General features: G+C 70.3%; 18 protein-coding genes. 6 read left to right on the forward strand and 12 right to left on the reverse strand.

Annotated elements, in window-relative coordinates; genetic code table 11:
* Positions 1-21: 21 nt before the first annotated feature.
* The 3 genes from ACIBZJ_RS23245 to ACIBZJ_RS23255 are packed head-to-tail and all read right to left on the reverse strand — an operon-like array spanning position 22 to position 2,918.
* On the reverse strand, positions 22-1,725 hold the full coding sequence (locus ACIBZJ_RS23245; protein ID WP_395933241.1) for a CheR family methyltransferase: 1,704 nt from the start codon (positions 1,723-1,725) through the stop codon (positions 22-24).
* Positions 1,656-1,865 carry a hypothetical protein gene (locus tag ACIBZJ_RS23250; RefSeq protein WP_395933243.1) on the reverse strand — a complete coding sequence of 70 codons (210 nt, stop codon included), beginning with the start codon at positions 1,863-1,865 and terminating at the stop codon, positions 1,656-1,658. The genes ACIBZJ_RS23245 and ACIBZJ_RS23250 overlap by 70 nt, the downstream gene beginning before the upstream one ends.
* 57 nt (positions 1,866-1,922) lie before the next feature.
* Positions 1,923-2,918 (reverse strand): chemotaxis protein CheB, encoded by a 996-nt coding sequence (locus ACIBZJ_RS23255; RefSeq protein WP_395932820.1) that lies wholly within the window; start codon positions 2,916-2,918, stop codon positions 1,923-1,925.
* Between the two features lie 170 nt (positions 2,919-3,088).
* Between ACIBZJ_RS23255 and ACIBZJ_RS23260 the strand changes: the two genes are divergently transcribed.
* From ACIBZJ_RS23260 to ACIBZJ_RS23270, 3 genes are read left to right on the forward strand one after another with little or no spacing between them, the layout of a single operon-like run.
* Positions 3,089-3,562: an ATP-binding protein gene (locus ACIBZJ_RS23260; protein ID WP_395932822.1), complete on the forward strand. Its 474-nt coding sequence runs from the start codon at positions 3,089-3,091 to the stop codon at positions 3,560-3,562.
* Positions 3,563-3,590: 28 nt separating this feature from the next.
* The gene (locus ACIBZJ_RS23265) at positions 3,591-4,418 is read left to right on the forward strand and encodes an MBL fold metallo-hydrolase (protein WP_395932824.1); all 828 of its coding nucleotides are present in this window, start codon (positions 3,591-3,593) and stop codon (positions 4,416-4,418) included.
* Positions 4,405-5,433 (forward strand): iron-containing redox enzyme family protein, encoded by a 1,029-nt coding sequence (locus tag ACIBZJ_RS23270; protein WP_395932826.1) that lies wholly within the window; start codon positions 4,405-4,407, stop codon positions 5,431-5,433. Before ACIBZJ_RS23265 ends, ACIBZJ_RS23270 begins: the two co-directional genes overlap by 14 nt.
* On the opposite strand, the gene ACIBZJ_RS23275 is transcribed toward ACIBZJ_RS23270, so the two are convergent.
* Together ACIBZJ_RS23275 and ACIBZJ_RS23280 are read right to left on the reverse strand one after the other, a co-directional pair.
* Positions 5,359-5,526: a CDGSH iron-sulfur domain-containing protein gene (locus ACIBZJ_RS23275; RefSeq protein ID WP_395933244.1), complete on the reverse strand. Its 168-nt coding sequence runs from the start codon at positions 5,524-5,526 to the stop codon at positions 5,359-5,361. The two genes, ACIBZJ_RS23270 and ACIBZJ_RS23275, sit on opposite strands and share 75 nt — an antisense overlap.
* 17 nt (positions 5,527-5,543) lie before the next feature.
* The gene (locus tag ACIBZJ_RS23280) at positions 5,544-6,443 is read right to left on the reverse strand and encodes a Rieske 2Fe-2S domain-containing protein (RefSeq protein WP_395932828.1); all 900 of its coding nucleotides are present in this window, start codon (positions 6,441-6,443) and stop codon (positions 5,544-5,546) included.
* Between the two features lie 108 nt (positions 6,444-6,551).
* Here ACIBZJ_RS23280 and ACIBZJ_RS23285 point away from each other — a divergent pair, with 108 nt between their 5' ends.
* Positions 6,552-6,782: a DUF6480 family protein gene (locus tag ACIBZJ_RS23285; protein ID WP_395932830.1), complete on the forward strand. Its 231-nt coding sequence runs from the start codon at positions 6,552-6,554 to the stop codon at positions 6,780-6,782.
* Between the two features lie 11 nt (positions 6,783-6,793).
* Here ACIBZJ_RS23285 and ACIBZJ_RS23290 read toward each other — a convergent pair whose 3' ends face one another.
* Positions 6,794-7,807, reverse strand: coding sequence for an NAD-dependent epimerase/dehydratase family protein (locus ACIBZJ_RS23290; protein ID WP_395932832.1), 1,014 nt, complete (start codon positions 7,805-7,807; stop codon positions 6,794-6,796).
* Between the two features lie 105 nt (positions 7,808-7,912).
* Here ACIBZJ_RS23290 and ACIBZJ_RS23295 point away from each other — a divergent pair, with 105 nt between their 5' ends.
* A complete protein-coding gene (locus tag ACIBZJ_RS23295) occupies positions 7,913-10,846 on the forward strand; it encodes a hypothetical protein (RefSeq protein ID WP_395932834.1) in 2,934 nt (977 codons plus the stop codon).
* Positions 10,847-11,415: 569 nt separating this feature from the next.
* Here the strand turns inward: ACIBZJ_RS23295 and ACIBZJ_RS23300 are convergent.
* The 6 genes from ACIBZJ_RS23300 to ACIBZJ_RS23325 all read right to left on the reverse strand — a co-directional run bounded on the left by ACIBZJ_RS23300 (position 11,416) and on the right by ACIBZJ_RS23325 (position 17,956).
* Positions 11,416-11,865, reverse strand: a complete 450-nt coding sequence (locus ACIBZJ_RS23300) for a DUF1203 domain-containing protein (RefSeq protein WP_395932836.1) — start codon at positions 11,863-11,865, stop codon at positions 11,416-11,418.
* A gap of 278 nt (positions 11,866-12,143) precedes the next feature.
* Positions 12,144-12,647 (reverse strand): hypothetical protein, encoded by a 504-nt coding sequence (locus ACIBZJ_RS23305; protein ID WP_395932838.1) that lies wholly within the window; start codon positions 12,645-12,647, stop codon positions 12,144-12,146.
* 116 nt (positions 12,648-12,763) lie between these two features.
* On the reverse strand, positions 12,764-15,892 hold the full coding sequence (locus ACIBZJ_RS23310; protein ID WP_395932840.1) for a helicase HerA domain-containing protein: 3,129 nt from the start codon (positions 15,890-15,892) through the stop codon (positions 12,764-12,766).
* Positions 15,889-16,536, reverse strand: a complete 648-nt coding sequence (locus tag ACIBZJ_RS23315; RefSeq protein ID WP_395932842.1) for a hypothetical protein — start codon at positions 16,534-16,536, stop codon at positions 15,889-15,891. The genes ACIBZJ_RS23310 and ACIBZJ_RS23315 overlap by 4 nt, the downstream gene beginning before the upstream one ends.
* Positions 16,526-17,530, reverse strand: a complete 1,005-nt coding sequence (locus ACIBZJ_RS23320) for a DUF559 domain-containing protein (protein ID WP_395932844.1) — start codon at positions 17,528-17,530, stop codon at positions 16,526-16,528. The genes ACIBZJ_RS23315 and ACIBZJ_RS23320 overlap by 11 nt, the downstream gene beginning before the upstream one ends.
* Positions 17,531-17,821: 291 nt before the next feature.
* Positions 17,822-17,956 (reverse strand): hypothetical protein, encoded by a 135-nt coding sequence (locus ACIBZJ_RS23325; RefSeq protein ID WP_395932846.1) that lies wholly within the window; start codon positions 17,954-17,956, stop codon positions 17,822-17,824.
* 305 nt (positions 17,957-18,261) lie between these two features.
* Between ACIBZJ_RS23325 and ACIBZJ_RS23330 the strand changes: the two genes are divergently transcribed.
* Complete coding sequence (locus ACIBZJ_RS23330; protein WP_395932848.1) at positions 18,262-19,296, forward strand: LacI family DNA-binding transcriptional regulator; 1,035 nt, start codon at positions 18,262-18,264, stop codon at positions 19,294-19,296.
* Positions 19,297-19,301 lie beyond the last annotated feature (5 nt).

Raw genomic sequence — 19,301 nt, forward strand, 5'->3', positions numbered from 1 at the left:
CACTAAAGGGCGTACCGGCCGTTACGTGACGATTTGGTCCATCACGACGATCGCTCCGGCGGTCTGGCCCGCGCGGTACACCAGCGGGCTGGCTCCGACCCGGACCTGTACCGACCTTCCCTTGCGGTTTATCGCGTCGACGAGCAGCTCTTCCGGCTCGTCGCCACCGTTGAGCACCTGCCGCACGAGCGGCCGGAGCTGGTCGGTGGAGATGCCGATGTCGAGGTTGAGCAGGTGCTGGCCCACCGCCTCCTCCGGACGCAGGCCCCAGAGGTCTTCGGACTGCCGGTTCCAGACCCGCACGACCAGGTCGGAGTCGACGACGATGACGCCGCTGCGCAGGCTGCGCAGTATCGACTCGAGGAACGCGTTGGCGTCATTGAGCTGGTCGGTGCGTTCACGCAGTTCGTCGTTGATCGACTGGAGCTCGTCGTTCGTCGACTGGAGCTCCTCGTTCATCGTCTCCAGTTCTTCGTTCGCGGACTGGAGCTCCTCGTTGGTCGTCTCGAGCTCCTCGACCGTGGACTGGAGCTCCTCGTTGGTGGTCTCCAGTTCCTCGACCGTGGACTGCAGTTCCTCGTACGCGGTCTCGATCTGACGGTTCGCGTACTCGAGTTCGTCCTGGAGCTTGCGGTAGCGGGTGACGTCGTTGGCGAACACCGCCGCACCGGCGTGCTGGCCGTCGGCGCTGATCAGCGGCACGACCTGGAGATCGAGGAAGAGCTTCTCGCCGGGCGACCGGGGCCACTCGACATCGCGGATCCACACCGGACGCCGGTCGCGCCGCACCTCCTCGAGGTGCGGTCGCAGCTCCACCGGACGGTAGGACAGGTCGAGGTCGAGGAACGGGCACCCGAGGTCGCGGGTGGAGATGCCGAACAGGGCCTCGGCCCGCTGGTTGACCCCGGCGACCGTGCCGTCGTCGGTGACCACGATCGTCGCCACCGGCGCAGTGAGCAGCGCCTCGGTCTGCAGCCGATCGGCACCGAGGAGTTCGCGCAGCGCGTTGCGGGCGCTGTTGCCGCTGGAAATCACGCCGAGTCCCGGTACAGCACGCGGAACCTTCCGGAAAAACCGCCGTTTGAGGTCGAGGGGAGTGAACAGCTGCCCGTGGCTGAGCAGCATCTCGGCCTTGCCGAGAAACAGTACGCCGATGTCGTTCAGTGCGAAATTGAATCGGGCCAGCACCCGGGACTGCGTTTCCGCGTTGAGGTACATCAGCGTATTGCGGCAGGTCAGGAAGTCCACGCGACTGATCGGCGCATCCTGGACCAGGTCGTTGCGGCCGAAGATCACCCCGCGCCGGAGGTCCTTCGCGAACACGTACCGGGTCCCGGACCGCTCGAAGTACCGCTCGAGCAGGTCCGCCGGGACGGCCCGGGTTTCCTTCTCGCCGTAGGTCGCCTGCCGGGCGATCGCGAGCGCCTCGTCGTCGACGTCGGTCGCGTAGATCTTGACCCGGTCGCGGAACTCCTCCGGACCGAGGATGTCGGCGAGCAGCATCGCGATGCTGTAGGCCTCTTCACCGGTGGCGCAACCCGCGCACCAGATGCGGATGGTCTCCGACGGCTTCTTCGCGCTGATCATCTGGGGGATGATCTCGCCGCGCAGCTGGACCCAGGACTCCTGGTCGCGGAAGAACCCGGTGACGTTGATCAGGACCGTGTTGAACAGGATCGTGTACTCGTCCTGGTGTACCTGGAGGTAGGGAGGTACTCGGTCCAGCCGCCCTCGAGGTTCAACGCCTGCGTCCGGCGGGCGACCCGGCGCATGAGGCTCGAGCGCTTGTAGCCGGTGAAGTCGAACCCTCTGCTCTCCTTGAGGAATTCGAGTAGCGCCTCGAAGGCAGGGTCGTCCTCGGTCACAGGAGTCCTCACTGACGGCAGTGCGGGGTCGTGCAGGCAGGGTAACCGGTGAACGGGTCAGCCTTGGCCCGGCGGTTCCCGGGCGAGGAGGTCGCGGATCAGCCGGGCGGATTCGCTGAGCTCGTCGGCCGCGCTGATGTTGCTGCCCGCGGTGAGCGGGGCGCCCCGGTCGAGCGCCGACTCGGCGAGCCGCCGGTGCAGCGCGGCCTTGTCCTCCATCGTGCGCAGGGCCATCCAGAGCGCACTCTCCACCGCGGTGTTCTGCCGGTCGAGCAGGCTGTCGGGCGACCAGGCGTGGCCGACCCGGCAGCGGTAGCGGGTCATCGGCCCTTCGGTCACCGCGAACAGGGCTCCACTGCAATCGGGGCACCCGAGCCCGGCCGGGATGCCCGGCCGGTGGGAATCGTTGAGTTCGTCCATGTTCAGCTCCGCGATCGCGGTCTCGTGCTGCAGCAGCGGATCGGCCGGTTCGGCGTCGGGGGTCGGGTCTTCGCCGACCAGGAGGGCGATGATCGGGCCGATCTTGTCGGCCGGTGCGACGGTGGCACTGCCGCAGACCGCCAGGGCGGCGCGGGGCATCCCGTCGTAGAGCGCGTCGTCGGGATCCTGGACCACGGCGACGCCGGAGTGGCGGGTGATCGTGGCGAGACCGGCGGCGCCGTCGTCGAGCATGCCGGAGAGGACGACGCCGACGACCGCAGAGCCGTGCACCCGGACCGCGGACCGGAACAGCGGGTCGATGGCCGGGCGGTGACCGTTCTCCCGCGGCCCTCGGGAGAGCACGCAATGACCGTCGCTGACGGTCAGATGGTGATCCGGCGGGGCCACGTAGATGTGGCCGGTCCGGAGGTGGTCGCCGTCCTTGACCGTGGTGGCCGGCAGCGGACCGGACCGGTCGAGAATCGACCCGAGCACGCTGGTGCCACCGGGCGAGGTGTGGAGGACGACGAGCACCGAGGCCGGCAGATCCGGGGGGAACCCGCGGACCACTGCGCGCAGGCTTTCCACGCCGCCGGCGGAGGCACCGATGACGACGAGCGGTCGGCCTGGCATGGAGGGGCCCCCTTCGTGGGTGTGTCTCCCCGGGATCGCTGACTGTGACGGACGTTACTCGCGCGGAGCGCCGGAGTCCCCTCCCGGCGTGTGCCCGCTGCGGATCGTGGGTAACTCCTGGCCACAGAAAGATTGCGCGGACCCGGAGGGCGGTGGTGGTCGTGGCGGGGATGCGCGTCGCACCGCGGCTCGACGGGAACGCCGCCGACCTGCTCCATTTCTACCCGGCGATGGAGGCGGGTGTGCGCCACGTCGATGACCGACCGGCACGGGTCAAGCGGGACTGCACGGTTCCGGCCGACCCGTCCGCTTCGGCGACGGCAAGGCGGTTCCTTCAGCAGGCAGCCGCTGACTGGAACCTGTCGCCGGATCTGACCGAGATCGCTCAGCTGGTCGTCAGCGAGCTGGTCTCCAACGCTGTCGAACACGCCGGTACGTCGTCCACCGTCGTGCTCGAGTTGTCCGAGGGAGAGCTCACTGTCCGTGTCCGTGATGGCTCGACCGTCCAGCCGGTGGCCCGGCCCCTGGACATGGTCAGCTTCCGTGGGCGTGGGCTGCCGCTGATCGACCGGGTGAGCGATCGCTGGGGAATCGTGAACGACGACGACGGGAAAACGGTCTGGGCAACGCTGCGCGACGTTTAGACCGCGCTGCCGGGTTACCCGGCGGCGTATGACCTTCGGAAGCCTGATGTTCGTCGGTAACGCCACCGTGCTGTTGCGGCTCGGCGGGTTCACTGTCCTCACCGATCCGAACTTCCTGCACCGGGGCGAGTTCGCATACCTCGGCTACGGGCTCGTCACCCGACGCCTGACCGAGCCGGCGATCGCGCTCGAGTCGTTGCCGCCGCTGGACGCCGTGGTGCTCTCCCATCTGCACGGGGATCACTTCGATCGGCGGGCGTCCCGGGGGCTCGTGCGCACGACGCCGATCGTCACGACGCCGCACGCGGCCGGGCGGCTGGTCAAACGGGGTTTCCGGGCGGCCGAGGCGCTCCGGCCGTGGACCGCGTGGGAGTCGCGCCGCGGGAAAGAGGTCCTGCGGGTCACCGCCGTACCCGGGCAGCACGGCCCGGCGCTCGTCCACCGGCTCCTGCCGCCGGTGATGGGCAGTGTCGTCGATCTCGTGCGGGACGGGACCCGGGTGTTCCGGCTCTACCTCAGCGGCGACACGCTGTGCCGGCCGTGGCTCGGCGAAATCGCCGAACGCTTCGACGGCATCGACGCCGCACTCGTCCACCTGGGCGGGACGAAGGTGCTCGGCGTCCTGGTGACGATGGACGGCAAGCAGGGGGCGGACCTGGTCGAGCTGGTGCGGCCGTCGACGGTCTACCCGATCCATTTCGACGACTACCGGGCGTTCAAATCGCCGCTGGCCGAGTTCGTCTCCGAGGCGGCCCGGCGGGGCATCAACGACGTGCGTGAGCTGCACAGAGGCGACACCGTTCCGCTGTTTCGAACGGAGGGCGACGGGCATCCCGGTTCGCATGCGCCTGCCTGAACCACGTGGTGTCCTCAGCGAATCGCTCGTCGGAGTGCTGGACGGTTCGACGTCCGGGATCCTCGACACTGGGCCGGCGGAAGTCGCCGAGCCCTGGCTGGACGACGATCTGCAACTTTCGCTCTGGATGCTCTACGAACTGCACTACCGGGGCTTCGACGGCGTCGACCCCGACCTGGAGTGGGACCCGGAGCTGATCCGGCTGCGCGGCGGCCTGGAGACCCGGTTCCTGGACGGTGTGCGTGCCGCCGTGACCGTTCCGGAGGCGCGGTCGGTGGCCGCGGGGCTGACTTCGCTGGCCGGCCAGGACACCGGGCCGTCGATGAGCCGGTACCTGCAGCGCACGGCGACGCTCGAGCAGTTCCGCGAGTTCGTCGTCCACCGCTCGATCTACCACCTCAAAGAGGCCGACCCGCACAGCTGGGGGATTCCGCGGCTCGGCGGCCGGCCGAAAGCGGCGCTGGTCGAGATCCAGTCCGACGAGTACGGCGGCGGTCGCCTCGAGCGGATGCATGCCGAGCTGTTCCGCACGACGATGGCGTCGCTCGGGCTCGACACCGGGTACGGCGCCTACCTCGGATCGGTGTCGGCGCCGACGCTGGCGACCAACAACCTGATGTCGCTGTTCGGCCTGCACCGACGCTGGCTCGGTGCGCTGCTGGGCCACCTGGCGGCCTACGAGATGACCTCGTCGATCCCGAACCGGCGGTACGGCAACGCGCTGCGGCGACTGGGCGGCGACGCGAACGCGACCCGCTTCTACGACGAGCACGTGACCGCCGACGCCGTGCACGAGCAGATCGCCGCCCACGACCTGTGCGGTGGGTACGTGGAGCAGAACCCCGCGGCGGCACCGGACGTACTGTTCGGCGCCGCCGCCGGCCTGTTCCTGGACGACGTGGCCGCGTCCTGGATCCTGGCCCGGTGGGAGAGCGGGCGGTCAGCCCTTGAACCCCACGAGCTTGTGAGTCCCGTCGCAGAACGGCTTGCGCCCGGACTTGCCACACCGGCATAGCGCCACGGTGGCCCGCTCCGGATCGATCTCGCCGCCGTCCTGATCGCGGAGACGGAAGTCTCCGCGGATCAGTAACGGCCCGTCCTCGTACATCGTCACCGTGACGTCGTTCAGACTTCCGCGTTCTTCCACACGCTTCCTTCCGCGAACGCCCGGGCGCGCAGGCGTCCGGCGGCAATTTCGGTCCGGAACACCGGCTGGCAGGCGGTCGCCGGGCCGCGCAGCGGCTCGCCGTCGACCAGGCGGAACACCGAGCCGTGCCAGGGACAGGTGATCCGCGGCTCACCCGGCCCATCGGTCACCCCGCCCTCGTGCAACGGCCCGCCGACGTGCGAGCACTCCGACGCCAGGACGTGGACGCCGTCGCCGTTCGCCCGCCGGTAGACGACCACGGTGGTGTCACCCACCTCGCGTCGCACCGGCTCGCCGATCGGGAAGTCCGAGAGCGGGCCGAGGTCGATCCAGCGGTCGCCGGCGCGGCGCATCGCCCCTTCGGCGTGATTGACGCCGCCGGCCTGCGAATACGCGAGGTGGCCGCCCAGCGCGCCACCGAGGCCGACCGCGGCCAGCCCGAGCAGCGCGAGCCCGGCACCTTTGACCTGGTGCCCGTTCTTGCGCGCCGACCAGGACGCGGCGTACAAGGTCACCCCGACCGTGTTCGCGGCAGCGTGGACCAGCCCGACCCGGCGCTGGTCCGGCTCGAGGTCGGCCCAGTCCGCGAACCCGGCCGCCATCGCCGCCGGTGCGGTGAGCAGCCCGAGCGCGATCAACCGGCGCGAGGCATTGCGTCCGCCGGGGGTGAAGTCGAGGGCGCTGGCCGAGATCCAGGCGCCGACCGGCACCTGGACGAGGATCGGATGAACGGGATGGCCGAGCCATCGACCGTGCAAAAGATCAGCGATCCGCGCGTTCGGGATCGTCGAGTGGACGGCTCCCGCGATCGCCTCCGCGACGGGATCGAGGGGACGGGCGTTCTCCAGGCGGGAAAACAGTGCTCGGATCACCGACATAGTGCCCCGGTTACCCGCCGGGCGGTCGATCACACTACGAACGCCCGATTTGGGTGTGGGCTCCGATTGACCGGGTAGGTCCGTGATCCCTTCGACGGAGGAGCACGGATGAGTTGGCAGGGACCTGATCCGAGCCGGACGCCGGGACTCGAGCCGGGCGGTGGCGTGCCGCCCGGTGAGACGCCCCCGGGTGAGGGCGGAACCTCGGCGATCACTCATCAGGAGAAAGGCCCGGCGCCGAAGTGGGTGCCGTGGGCGGTGATCACCGCCCTCGGCGTGGTCGTGCTGATGGTGGCGCTGCTCATGCTGGTCCGGGTGTTCCTGATGGCCTCGGACTGAGGGTTAGGCCGTCAGCCGAAGAGCCGCAGGGGGCGGAGCAGCGGGGATCGGTCGCCGGCGTTGGCGCGGATGCCGTCGATCACGTCGTCGAGGGCCTGGGCGGCGGTACGCAGCGGCGTCCAGCCCAGTTCGCCCCGGGCCCGGGCGCTGTCCAGCAGCGGATGTCCGAGCAGCATGTCCACCCAGCCGACGTCGACCGGTTGCAGCCGGGTGACCCAGGTCGCGGCGGCGGCGGTCCGGAGCGCTCCGGCCGGAAGCCGCACCCGCCGGGCGCCGAACGCCGTCGCGAGGTCGTCCGGGGTGAGCGGGGCCGCCGGGGCCAGGTTGAACGCGCCGCCGGCCCGCGAAGCCAGGATGCGCAGCACGGCGTCGGCGACGTCGTCCGCGTGGACGACCTGGGTGACGGTCTCGTCCGGTAGCGGCAGGACCGGGAGCCGCAGCCGGGCGAGCGGGCGGGCCGGGGCGGGCAGGAAGTAGCGCAGCAGTTCGGCGGCGGCGCGCTTCTGCACGACGAGCGCCGGTCTGATCCGGGTGACCGTCGACAGCACGCCCCGGCGCTCGGCGGCATCGAGCAGGCGCTCCGCCGCGGCCTTGTCCCGGCTGTACGACGACGTCGGGATGCCGCCGGTGGCCCAGGACTCGTCGACCAGTCGGTCCTTCGGCCCGGCCGAGTAGGCGCCGACCGAGGACGCGTGCACGAGATGCGGCACACCGGCGGCCGCGGCGGCGGAAATCACGGCTTCGGTGCCGAGCAGGTTCGTGCGGATCAGCCGCCGGCGGTCGTGGCTCGGCTGGATCGCCCAGGCCAGGTGCACCACGGCGTCGGCGTTCGCGAACGCGGCGCGCAGGGTGGCGTCCGCCTGAACCGAACCGACGTCGCAGGCGACCCAGCGCGTTCCGGGAGGGGCGGCTCGGTCCGGCGGGACCCGCCGGACGATCCCGACCACCTCCGTGCCGGATCTCAGAGCCGCCCGAACAACAGCACTTCCGACATTTCCACTCGCTCCGGTCACCGCGATGCGCATGACAGGGCGGTTCCCCGTGAGGACTTCGGCAACCACGGAAGGTTGCCACGAGACTGTTACTCTCGGCCCGTCCCAGAGGTAGGCGTTCCAGAGTCGAGAAATCGCGTGAGTCAAACGTCCGACACCGTCGTGGCAACACCGGCACCGGAGCCGTCGTCTGAGGCAACCGCGCCCCCCGCCGAGCCGCGCTGGCAGCGGATCCTCACCGCCGTCGTGGCCGCGACGATCATCGGCTACGCGCTGATCGGCATCGGTTCGCCGCTGCTCGGTCTGAAGGTGTTCGCGGCGACCGACATGATCGTCGACAAGGCACCGTACGCGGAGTCGCTGTCCGGCATCGAGCCCAGCAACACGTTCCTCAACGACACCGTCGACTCGGTGGTGCCGAACTCGACGCTGTTCGGTGAGCTGTTGCGCGGCGGCCACCTCGCTCTGTGGAACCCGTACCAGATCGGCGGCTCGGCGTTCGGCTCGACGCCGAACAACGCGGTCTACAACCCGCTGACGGTTCCTTATTTGATCCTGCCCGGGCAACTGGCGCCCGGATACGTGAAGCTGCTGGAGATCGTGGTCGCCGCCGGTGCCACGTTCCTGTTCCTGAGGCGGTTCCGGCTCGGACGGGCGGCGGCCGGGCTCGGCGGGCTGATCTACGTCGGCAGCGCGTTCATGATCGCCTGGACGAACTGGCCGCAGACCCGGGTCGCGGCATTCATACCGGCGGTGTTCTGGTGCGTCGAGCGGCTGGTCGAGTCGCGCCGAGCGCGCGACGGGGCACTGCTGTGCCTGGCGGTCGCGGCGATGCTGCTCGGTGGGTTCCCGGCGGTGACCGGGTACACGATCCTGTTCGCCGGTGCCTACCTCCTGGTGCGGGTTTTCGCCACGTACGGGCGGGCCTGGAAACCGGTCGCGGGCGTCGTTCTGGCCGCTGGTGCCGCGCTCGGCGGCGCGGTCGCCCTGGCCGCGGTGCAGCTGCTGCCGTTCGTCTCGGCGATGTCCGGCGTCTACATCCGTGGCCGGGGTCAGACGTCCGCCGACCACCTGGCGCCGGTGACCGCGCTGACGTCGGTCGTCCCGTGGGCGTTCGGCACGACCGATCCCTACCGCGGGCCGTACTGGTATCTGGGGTCCAACCTGGTCGAAGCGACCATGTACATGGGCACGGCCGCGGTGCTGCTGATCCTGGTCGCGGTCGCGCGGCCGCGAGCAGCGGTGGCGCGGCTGCCGCGCGGCGGCTTCACGTTCCTCGTGCTGTCCCTGTTCCTCGGGCTGACCGTCTCGTACGCCGGTGGCCCGCCGTTGGCCCTGCTCCAGAAGCTGCCGGTGCTGTTCTCCGACAACTACGTCGGCCGCATGCGCAGCGTCCTGTGCTTCCTGCTCGCCGTGCTCGCCGCGGTCGGCTTCGACCTGCTCGTCCGTCGTACGGTTTCGTCGGACGCCGAGCCGGCCGGCGTTCTGTCGCGGCTCCCGTCGCGGGTCTTCGTGGTGTGGCCGGGGCTGGTGTTCGCGGGCGCCGGGCTCATCGGGGTGGGCCTGCTCTGGCGCGGGCGCCGGGCGGCGGAGATCGCCCACGAGGGTTCTGAAGCGTCGGAACGGGTGAGCTGGTTCGACTCGCAGGTGCTGTGGGCGACGCTGTTCGTGGTGCTGGCCGCGGCCGCCGTGTACGTGCTGTGGCGCTGGGGGCGGTCGTCGCGGGTGTTCGTGGGCGCGGCGGCGCTGCTGATCCCGGTGCTGGTGATGGTGCAGGCCCTGACGTTCGCGGTGCCCTATTGGCCCCGGTCGGACAAGAGCACGTTCTACCCGGTGACCGACGTGCACCGCTTCCTGGAGTCGCACCTCGGCGACGATCGGTACGCCTCGGCCGGGACGATGTTCGTCGGGTCGGACTCGTACTACCGGCTCCGGGCGCTGAACGGCCACCAGTTCATCGGTAAGGCCTTCGGCGAGGCGCTGGACGGCATGCCCGACTGGAACCTCAGCGACCCGCCGACCTACGTCAACTTCCGGCCGGAACTGAAGGCCGCGCAGCAGCCACTCTTCGACCGGCTGGGCGTCAAGTACTTCGTGACCTCGCCGTGGGATCCGGTGTTCGGCTCGGCGACGCCGGCTCCGGCCTCGTCGGGCTCGGTGACGGTCGGTGGTGACCAGCCGCTGCGGGTGGCGCTGCCGGGCAGCGGGCCGGTGCGGGGCGTGACGCTGACCGTGACCACGGCGTTCCACCCGACGTCCGACGCGCACGTGACCGTGAGCCTGCGTGACCCGGCGGGCAAGGAGGTGGCGCGCGCGTCGCGCCAGGTGTTCGCGACCGGGGACGACGAGCGGGGCACGTCGGGCACGTCGTCGGGCGTGGAAACGGGGGTGCCGGCCGGCGCCGGGTTCACGATCCCGATCTCGGCCGAGGCCGTGCCGGCCGGAACCGTGCTGACCGCGGTCGTGTCGCAGGACTCGTCGACGCCGATGGTCGTGCGCGACTCGGCCGGCGTGGTGCGGCCGAGTGCCGACGGGCTGCGGCTCGTGTACGCCGGGAACGCGGTCGTGTACCAGCGGTTGACCGCGCTGCCGCGGATCCGGTGGGCGAATCAGGTGGTCGTGGAGCCGTCGGCGACGAAGCGGGTGGCGCTGGTGAACAGCCGGTCGCTGGGCGCGAACCAGGTCGTGCTGGACTCGGCCGGGCCGGCGGCGACGGCCGGGAGTACGGCGTCGATCTCGGGGCTGAACGATGGCTTGGACACCATCTCGGCGCGGGTGTCCGCGTCCGGGGCGGGGTATTTGGTCGTGGCGGACGCTCTGCAGACCGACTGGGTGGTCACCGTCGACGGTAAGCCGGCGTCGCTGGTGCCGGCCGACCACGGCGTCGTGGCGGTCGCGGTGCCGGACGGGGTGCACACCGTGGCGCTGTCGTACCGGACGCCGTACCACCGGGCCGGCACCTACCTGACCGCGGCGACGGCGCTGGTGCTGGTAGCGGTCTTCGCCGGAGGCTGGTGGCGCGATCGCCGCCGGCGGCGGTCGGACCCGCCCGCGGAGGCCGTAGCGGGGTGAGCCGCGCGCCTGGCCGCGGTTGGATGGGTTCGCGGTTGGACGGGTTCCCCGTCGGATGGATCTGCGGCCCGAGGCGCCCGTGGCGGTCGTGGTCTGGCGGCCGTGGCGGGGTGAGTTCTGGCAGATGACCCGTGGTGAACCGGCCCATGGCGGAGCGGTGATCCAGCCGCGGTGAACCGGCGTATGGCGGTCGGCGGCGGACCGGCCCGTGGCGGCTGGTGGTGGGACCGGCCGGTGGTGGACCGGTCCGTGGCGGCGCGCGGTGAATCGGCCGTGGTGAGCCGTCCGTGGCGGTCGGTGGTGAACCGGTCCGTGGTGAACCCGTCCGTGGTGCACCGGTCGGTGGAGTACCGGTGCGCGGCGCACCGGTCGGTGGTGCGCCCACCGGTCCGTGGTGCACCGGCCGTGGTGAACGGTCCGTGGCGCACCGGCCCGCGGGGCACCGGCTCGCGGCGCGCCGGTTCCGTGGTGCACCGGTCCGTGGCGGCTCTGCGGCGGACTGGCCCGGGCCGGGGCCGGCCCGGGGGCGGCGGGTCGGGGTTCGCCGTATTGCGGGGGTCGTTGGGTGGTTACCGGGTGACTCGGAACATGTAGCAGCCGTAGGCGACGTTGCGGCTGTGGATCTCGGTGACGTCGGGGTCGGTGAAGATGTCGGCGATCTCGGCCTCGGGGTCGGTGCCGTCGTGCACGCGCGTGGCGCCGTGGATTCGGCCGCCGGCGTCGTAGGCGCGGAGGACCTGGGGGCGGCCTCGCCAGTCGCTGGGGTAGCCCTGGTCGGCCGGGCCGTCGCAGGGCTCGGCGTGGGCGAAGACCGGGCCGCGCTCGCGGTAGGGACCGTCGGGGGTCGGGAGTTCGTACGCGAACAGCAGGAGCCGCTCGCCCGGGTGGGCGTCGCGCAGACAGCAGCGGAGCGGTTCGCCGCCACCGGCCGTGGTGTGCTCGGCGCCGGCCGACCGGGCGGCGGTGGCGAGGACCTCGGCCGGCAGGGGGCGGACGCGGTACGCGGTGATCGTTGTCATGGCAGTGATTTTTCTCGGTTCCGCGCACCCGCGCTGGCGGGAATCGGACCTGTGGACAGCGCCGCGAGTGCCGAGGCCCCCGGCGCTGATCGCGCGGGGGCCTCGGGGCGTGCAGCTGGGCTGGAGTCAGCTGACGCGGGTCCTGGTGGCGATGCCTTGCGGTGGGGCCGTCCGTCGAGGTGCTCCGGCGGCGGTGCCCTGCGGTGGCGCTGTCGTGCGGAAACTCAGCCCGTCCGGATCGTGGCTGTGCCCTGCGGTGGCGCTGCCGTGCGGAGAGTTCAGCTGGTGCGGGTGGTGGCGGCGGTGTCGGGGACGCCGTCGTAGTTGGTGTCGGCGACGGCGGTGTCGGTGTAGCCGTCTCCGTCGGTGTCGGTGGAGGCGTAGTCGACTTGGCCGTCGTAGTTGGTGTCGGCGATGTAGGTGTCGGCTTTGCCGTCGTAGTTGGTATCGACGACGGCGTGGTCGATGGTGCCGTCTTGGTTGGTGTCGGTGCCGGTCCAGTCGACGGTGTCGTCGTCGTTGGTGTCGCCGGCGGCGCGGTCGAGGATGCCGTCGCCGGTGGTGTCTTTCCAGTAGGTGTCGGCGTCGCCGTCGTAGTCGTCGTCGTAGGTGGCGTCGTCGACGATGCCGTCGTGGTTGTAGTCGTGGGCGACGAAGTCGATGACGCCGTCGTTGTTTTGGTCGGCGGTGATGGTGACGCTGCCGTCGGCGTTTTCCGAGTAGTTGACGTCGTCGTAGTGTCCGTCGCCGTCGACGTCGACGTTCGTCTCGTAGTCGCTCATGCCGTGCTCCTGGGAATCTCGAGGGGGAGTACTTCCGCGGGGCTCGTCCGGCCTCGCTGTTGAGGAAGACGGTACGGGTGGCGGGGAAGTCCGTTCTCCCGGAAACGTGCCAACCCCTACGACCGGTTCGATTCGCGCGCCCGCTCGACGACCTCTTCCGTGGTGAGAGGGCTCTTCGGGTGATGGCTCAGACACAGCGGCGTCTTGACCTTGACGAACTGCGACCCCTCGGGAGCCGCGTAGAACTCGCCGGTGCGCATCCGTCCGACGTCCGGGACCGCGCCGCCCTTTGCCTTGGCCATCTCCTGCGCCGCGCTGATCTGCACCGGCGAGTTGAGCAGCCCGAAGAACTGGGTCGCCGCGTTGCCCGGGATGCGGTTGTGCAGCCCCTTCGGCGCCTGGGTGGCGAAGACGAGCCCGAGCCCGTACTTCCGGGCCTGGGACGCCAGCGCCAGCGTGCTCTGGGTACACGCGGTCATCGCGCCCGACGGGGCGAGCGTCTGCGCCTCGTCCATCACGAACAGGCCGCCGAGCGGCCGGTCGCCGGCCGGGTTCTTCTTCACCCAGGCGAACAGCGCCATCTGCAACTGGTTGACGAAGCTCTGCCGTTGCTCGTCCGACGGCAGCCCGACCAGGCTGATCACCGACACGCGGGCCCGCTTGCCGGGCGCGGGCGTCAGCAGGACGCCCGGGTCGACCGGCGCGCCCGCGCCCCCGAACAGCGGATCGTTGACGACGGCCGCATTCAGGTCCTGCGCGAGGTCGGCAGCGATCTTGTCGGCGTTCTCCAGCCGGCTGGCGTCCTCCGGGAACGCGGCCAGGACGCCGATGAACTCCCGCAGCGTCGAGAATCCGCTGCGTGCGAAGAACTGCAGCGCCTCGGTGAGCACCGCCCGCGCACGGACGGACCTCGCGGCGCCCCCGTCGGCCCGCGCCCGCGGGGCCAGCGTCGCCACGGCGGCGTCGATGGCGGCGTCGAACTCGTCCGGGTCGTCCCGGACGCTCGCGAAGTCGGGCAGCGGCTGGAAACTCAGCGCCCGACCGGCCTGGCGCCGTGGCGTCCACACCACGACGTCGGTGCCGCTCAGGTAGTCGGCGGCCTTGCCCGCGTCCCCGTCGCCCCACCCCGAGGGCGGCTCCGGCCAGGCGTCGCCGAGGCGGGCGAGGTCGTTGTTCGGATCCAGGACGATCGACGAGACGCCCTGCAGCGCGCACTCCTCGACCAGGCGCCGGATCAGCACGGTCTTGCCCGAGCCCGATCCCGCGAAGATCGCGGTGTGCTTGCGCAGCGCCTCCAACTCGACGCTCAACGGCTCACCGTTGTCGATCGCTCGTCCCACGACCAGTGTCGGAACACTGGGCGCGGGCCGGCGGTGCCGGCCATGCTGAGCGTCCACCGGCGAGCTGCCCGGTTTGCCGTCCGAGCCGCCCGCCGAGAGATCGGAGAGCGCCTCGCGGAGAAACTCGACGCGCTCGCTCGGCCGACGACTTTCGAGCCAGGCCTCGAGATGGTTCGGGCTTTCCTCGAGTAGCACCTTCAGGGCGGTGAGCACCTGGAGATCAGCCGGCGTGACCTTGAGGGTGCGTCCCCCGGCGTGTTCGAACTCGTCCAGCGCGATGCGGGTCTTCGTGCCCTTCTTCGCCTTCCACTCCGCGTTCCTGAGCAGGAAAAGACGTCGCTTGGGCATTTGCTGGGAAAGGCCCGACATCATGCAGGCCATGCGGATCCGCGCCAGGGCAGCGTTGGGATGATCGGCGCCGATCGCGCGGAAGGCCCAGTGCGCCTCGTCCTCGGTCTTCTCGTCGAGGGTCATCCGCAGACGGGCGTGCAGCGGGGGCTTCACACCGGGCATCGGGTCGTACGAGAACAGCTTCTCGGTGTCTTCCTTCTCCAGAATCCAGGCTTCCAGACCGGCGTTGAGCAGCCGGGGCACGAGCGTGTCTTCGGTGGACGGCTCCAGTGCGTCGGAGACGTCGGCGGAGCCGATGAGCTGCTCGAATCGGTTGTCGAGCGCGGCCATCACATCCGTCGGCGGCGGATTGTGCGTACCGTCGGTGATCGTCTCGGCGAGGGCCGTCAGTTCCCTCACCTGTCCGCGATCGACGCACGCCCGGATGTGCTTGTCGACGATCTTCAGCAGTTCCCGCGGCGTGAACTCGGCGGCTCCCTGGAAGGCGGAGGGGGCGATCGGCCACGTGGGGTAGGACGGCGTGAAGCCGATCCGGTCGTAGTACCGCTCGAACCGCTTGGTGATCAGAGTCCGAGCGAAGTCCTCGGTCGGGATCGTCTGCAGGTGCGGCGCGAGCCGGAAGCGGTCCTGCGTGGTGTCGATGGCCTCTTCGGCGATGAGCGTCCAGGTCGTCGGACTGCAGGTCAGAACAGTGAGCGTCCGACGGGTGTTCTCGCGGAGGGCCATCAGCCCTTCGGCGATCTGATCCAATGCGATGTTGCGAACGGCTTTGTGGCCGGGAGGTTCGTCCCCCGCGCTGCTCGATGCGGCGATCACGATCGGGTCGATCTGATCGACGCCGATGACGGTCGGGCCCGTCAACGCGAGGAGCCGGGACAGGTCGCGGACGATCAGCCGCGCATCCTTCACGTGCTTGCCGATGCCCCATGCGGCGCCGTCGCCGGTTTCGTCGGCGTGCGAGTGCAGGAAGTTCTGGCCGATGTCCTGGGTCTCCAGATCGGCGGAACCGTACAGAACGAGCGCACGTGCCGTGTCTTGACAATCCCGGGCGATCTGGCCGTCGACGTTCTGGAGCGCGCGAATGAACGCCGTGAGTGCCGGTGGGGTGAGCGGCTCGTCGCCGAGGATCTGGGGCAGTAGACCGGGTGCCAACCCACCTTCGTCCGCCAGCCGCATCAGCAATGCCCGTCGCTGGGGCATCCGGCGCTTCACCCTGCGGGTCAGGCCGTCGAGGATCGACACCACCGCACTCGGCCAGAACGCGGTGGGGTCGACGAGGCTGAGCAGGAAGAAGTAGCCGTCGCGATCCTGGATCTGGTCGCGGAGCCACCCCATCAGATGAGTTTTTCCGGTGCCCCGCTGGCCCTGGATGACGACGCCGATCGGGCTGCCTCCGTCGCTCTCGGCGGCATCGTCCAAGCCGTAGAGCACGGCGTCGATAGCACGCTGGTGCATGCCGTCGACGTGGAACGGGTTGGGATTCCAGACGTCGTCCGGAGTCGGCGCGAAATGGATCCGAACCGAGCGGAGCGCTCGGAGCTCGACGTCGCTCATGAGCCCTCGATCGCGATCAGGTGCTTCTTCTGGTTGCCGATGACGACCGCGGACTCACCGCCGTCGGCGAGCGACTTCTTGTTCGTCTCCGTGGAGTACGTGACGTCCGGAGCGGAGTTCAGCGCGACCAGCGCCGCGTCCACGTCCGCTCGGGGTAGGCCGGCGAGCTGCTCACGCAGGGCCGACAGAAGTACCCAGCCGTTCGGTTTCTTGGTGATCTGCCAGTAGGCGGCCCGGAGACGATCCGCCAGGTCGACTTGGGCGGTCTCGGCTTCCACGACGTCGGCATCCGCGTCGGCCGCCTGGAAGATGTCGAACAAGCGAAGGTCGTTGCGAGTGAGATAGCGATGCAACTGGGCGTTGATCGTCGCCGTCGCGGCCTGCCCGAGAATGCTCTTGGGCAGTACACCGAGCAGTTCGTCGCGGGCCCGCGCCCAACCGTCGTCGAGCACCTCGTGCGTCAGCGATCGCCCGACCTTCGTCGTTCGGACGAGCTTCCGATCGTTGAGCCCGCGCCATCCGTCGCCGGTGATCGCCACGCCGAAGCGGGCGGTGAGATCGGGGTTGGCGACCGAAGGCTCCGCGACGGCGACGAGCAGCAGAAGTGCCGCCCGCTCCACCGGCTTCAAGGCGTCATTCGACATGGCTGGATCCTTCCGCGCGTCCCATGACGCGTCGTGTGGACAGGAATTGTTCGAGCTGATGGACGACGGCGTTGACGTCGCCGAGTACTTGGTCGTTCGTGAAGCGGAGCACCGCGTAACCCGCGGTCTGCAGGAGGACGTCGCGCGTCCGGTCCGTGGCGTAGTGGAGGGGTCCCCGGTGCTCCGGGCCATCCACCTCCACGGCGGTGCGTTCGACCTCCCAGAGCAGGTCGATCCGAATCTGGTTCGTCAACGGGCCGAACGAGAACGGCTGGTTCCACGAGCGGCCGCGAGCCCAGGTGCGACTGCTCAGCGCCTTTTCGAGGAGTCGCTCGGCGTCGCTGTTCGGGTTGGGCTGTCCGCTCAGAGAGGGGACGGCCAGTGCTTCGCCGTCGGTGGGACGCGCTCCCCGTCGGGCGTCGGACTCGACGGCCGCCGGAAGCCGTACCCGTTGGGACTGGACCCGGTCGACGTCCGAGAGCGGGGCGCCGGTGAGCCACACTCCTCCGAGCCCGCCCCGGAAGGCGAGCCATTCCAGAGCGGCTATCAGCGGGGTCTCGTGGGAGGCCGGCAAGCGATCCGGAATTTCGACGACCAGGACGACGTCGGCGCGCGAGTACGCGGCCAGCAGAACGCGAGTGAGGCCGGCTGCGCGGACCTCGGGCTGGAACGAGGCGCTCGAGCCCTCGCCGGTCAGGGCCCGGGCGGCGAGATCAGCCAGAAACGGGCCGAAGTGGCCGGCCGGCCGGGACGCGAGCGCGCGGACCATCGCGACATTCGTGTCGCTGGGTTCGGTTATCCCGGCGGCCTCCGGAAGCCAGGCCGGAAACAGCGCGACGGCCGATTCTTCGAGCAGACCGAGAACCTCGGCGACGATCGCCGGTTGTGAGGCCGTGGATCGCGGCCGATAGGTCACCACCACGGGCGCATCGGGTGGTAGCGGATCCAGCGCCAGGGCGAGCGATTCCGCGTCCACGTCGAGGAGGTGCACCACCCGACCAGGAGGTAACGACGTCCACCACGAATCGTTCGAACCCACTGCGCCCCCGATGCCCCTCAAGCCCCTGCCCACCCCGGCCCTCGCCCACCCGGCCGCGCCTACCCGGCCTCGCCCACCCGGAGCAGAGTGCCCGGCGGCCACCCACCGTCGGACGTGATGCGCGCAAATGCCGAACGCTCGTCGGGCGACTCCGACCAGGTGGCCGGGCCCCGCTGGCCGGACGGTCGACTCAGGACAGAAAACCGCCCCGCCCGGAGGGGATGGGCGGGGCGGCGTCGGGGGAGGTCAGGCCTTCGACTTGGCCTTGCGCTTCGCCTTCTTGGCGTCCCGCTTCACGGCCTTGCCGGTGCTCTTCGCCTCGCTCTTCGCGGTCTTCGCCGTCTTTTTCACGTCGCGCTTCACGGCTTTGCCGGTCGCCATCGTGAGCTCCTCTCGTCGAAAACCTGGACCCTCGTCGGCTACCCCGGGCCGGACCGTCCGGAAACGTCGAGCCGGAATCAGATCTCTGACCTGCGGCGTCGGCTCGGTCGCTGCACTGTGGACGCTCTATCGCGGAGCTTGATTGCGCCCAGCGGCCGATTTTGCGCGCCGAGCGGCGTTTCCGAATCGGTTCAGTGCCTCCGTATGTAACTGTCCGGCAACACTCTCTTGACCGCGATTGTGTTACCGCTAACATCTCCGCCAGCGCGGTGACGTGAGCCACAGCGCGATCGGAGGTGGGATCCATGGCCGAACCGGCCGAGCGCCGCGTGGTGATGGCGGACGTCGCACGACTGGCGGGCGTATCGCACATGACCGTGTCGCGCGTGCTCAACGACAGCACAGCGGTCAGTCCGACGACGCGCGCCCGGGTTCAGGCCGCGATGACCACGCTCGGCTACCGGCCCAACACCGCAGCGCGCGCGTTAGCCACCGGCCGCACCGGTCAGCTCGGCGTAGTGAGCGTTAACACGACGCTGTTCGGCCCGGCGTCGATGCTGGTCGCGATCGAGCGCGCGGCCCGCGACGCCGGTTACGCGGTCAGCATCGCCAGCCTCCGCGACCCCGACCGCCGGAGCCTGGGCGAGGCGTTCGAGCACCTGATGGCCCAGTCGGTCGAGGGCATCATCGCGATCACGCCCCGGGCGGCGGTCGCCGCGGCGATCAAGCACGCGCCGCGCAGCGTCCCCCTGGTCGCGGTGGAAGGCGGCGAGGGGCCGATGCCGACGGTCGCGGTCGACCAGTACCTCGGCGCGGTACGCGCCACCCGTCACCTGCTCTCCCTGGGCCACCGCCGGATCGCCCACATCTCCGGGCCGGACGACTGGCACGAGGCCGAGGAGCGGGAACGTGGCTGGCGCGACACGCTCCGCGAAGCGGGGGAAGAGCCGCCACTCGTCCTCCGCGGCGACTGGAGCCCGCGCGCCGGCTACGAGGCCGGGCTCCAGCTCGCGGCCCGCCGCGAGGAGACGGCGGTGTTCGTCGCCAACGACCAGATGGCGATCGGGGTGCTGCGGGCGTTCGCCGAGGCCGGGGTCAACGTGCCTGGCGAGATGAGCGTGGTCGGCTTCGACGACATCCCGGAAGCGGCGTACTTCGCACCGCCGCTGACCACCCTGCGTCAGGACTTCGGGGAGGTCGGGCGCCGCAGCCTCGCGTTGCTGGTGGAGCAGGTCGAGGGTGCGCCGCCGTCGGAGGAGCGGATCGTGATCCCGCCCGACCTGGTACTGCGGGACAGCACCGCGCAGGTCAGAAGAACAGCCGCTCAGAGCTTCCGCTAACCAGC

This window comes from Cryptosporangium sp. NPDC051539, from assembly GCF_044454545.1.
GTDB lineage: Bacteria > Actinomycetota > Actinomycetes > Mycobacteriales > Cryptosporangiaceae > Cryptosporangium.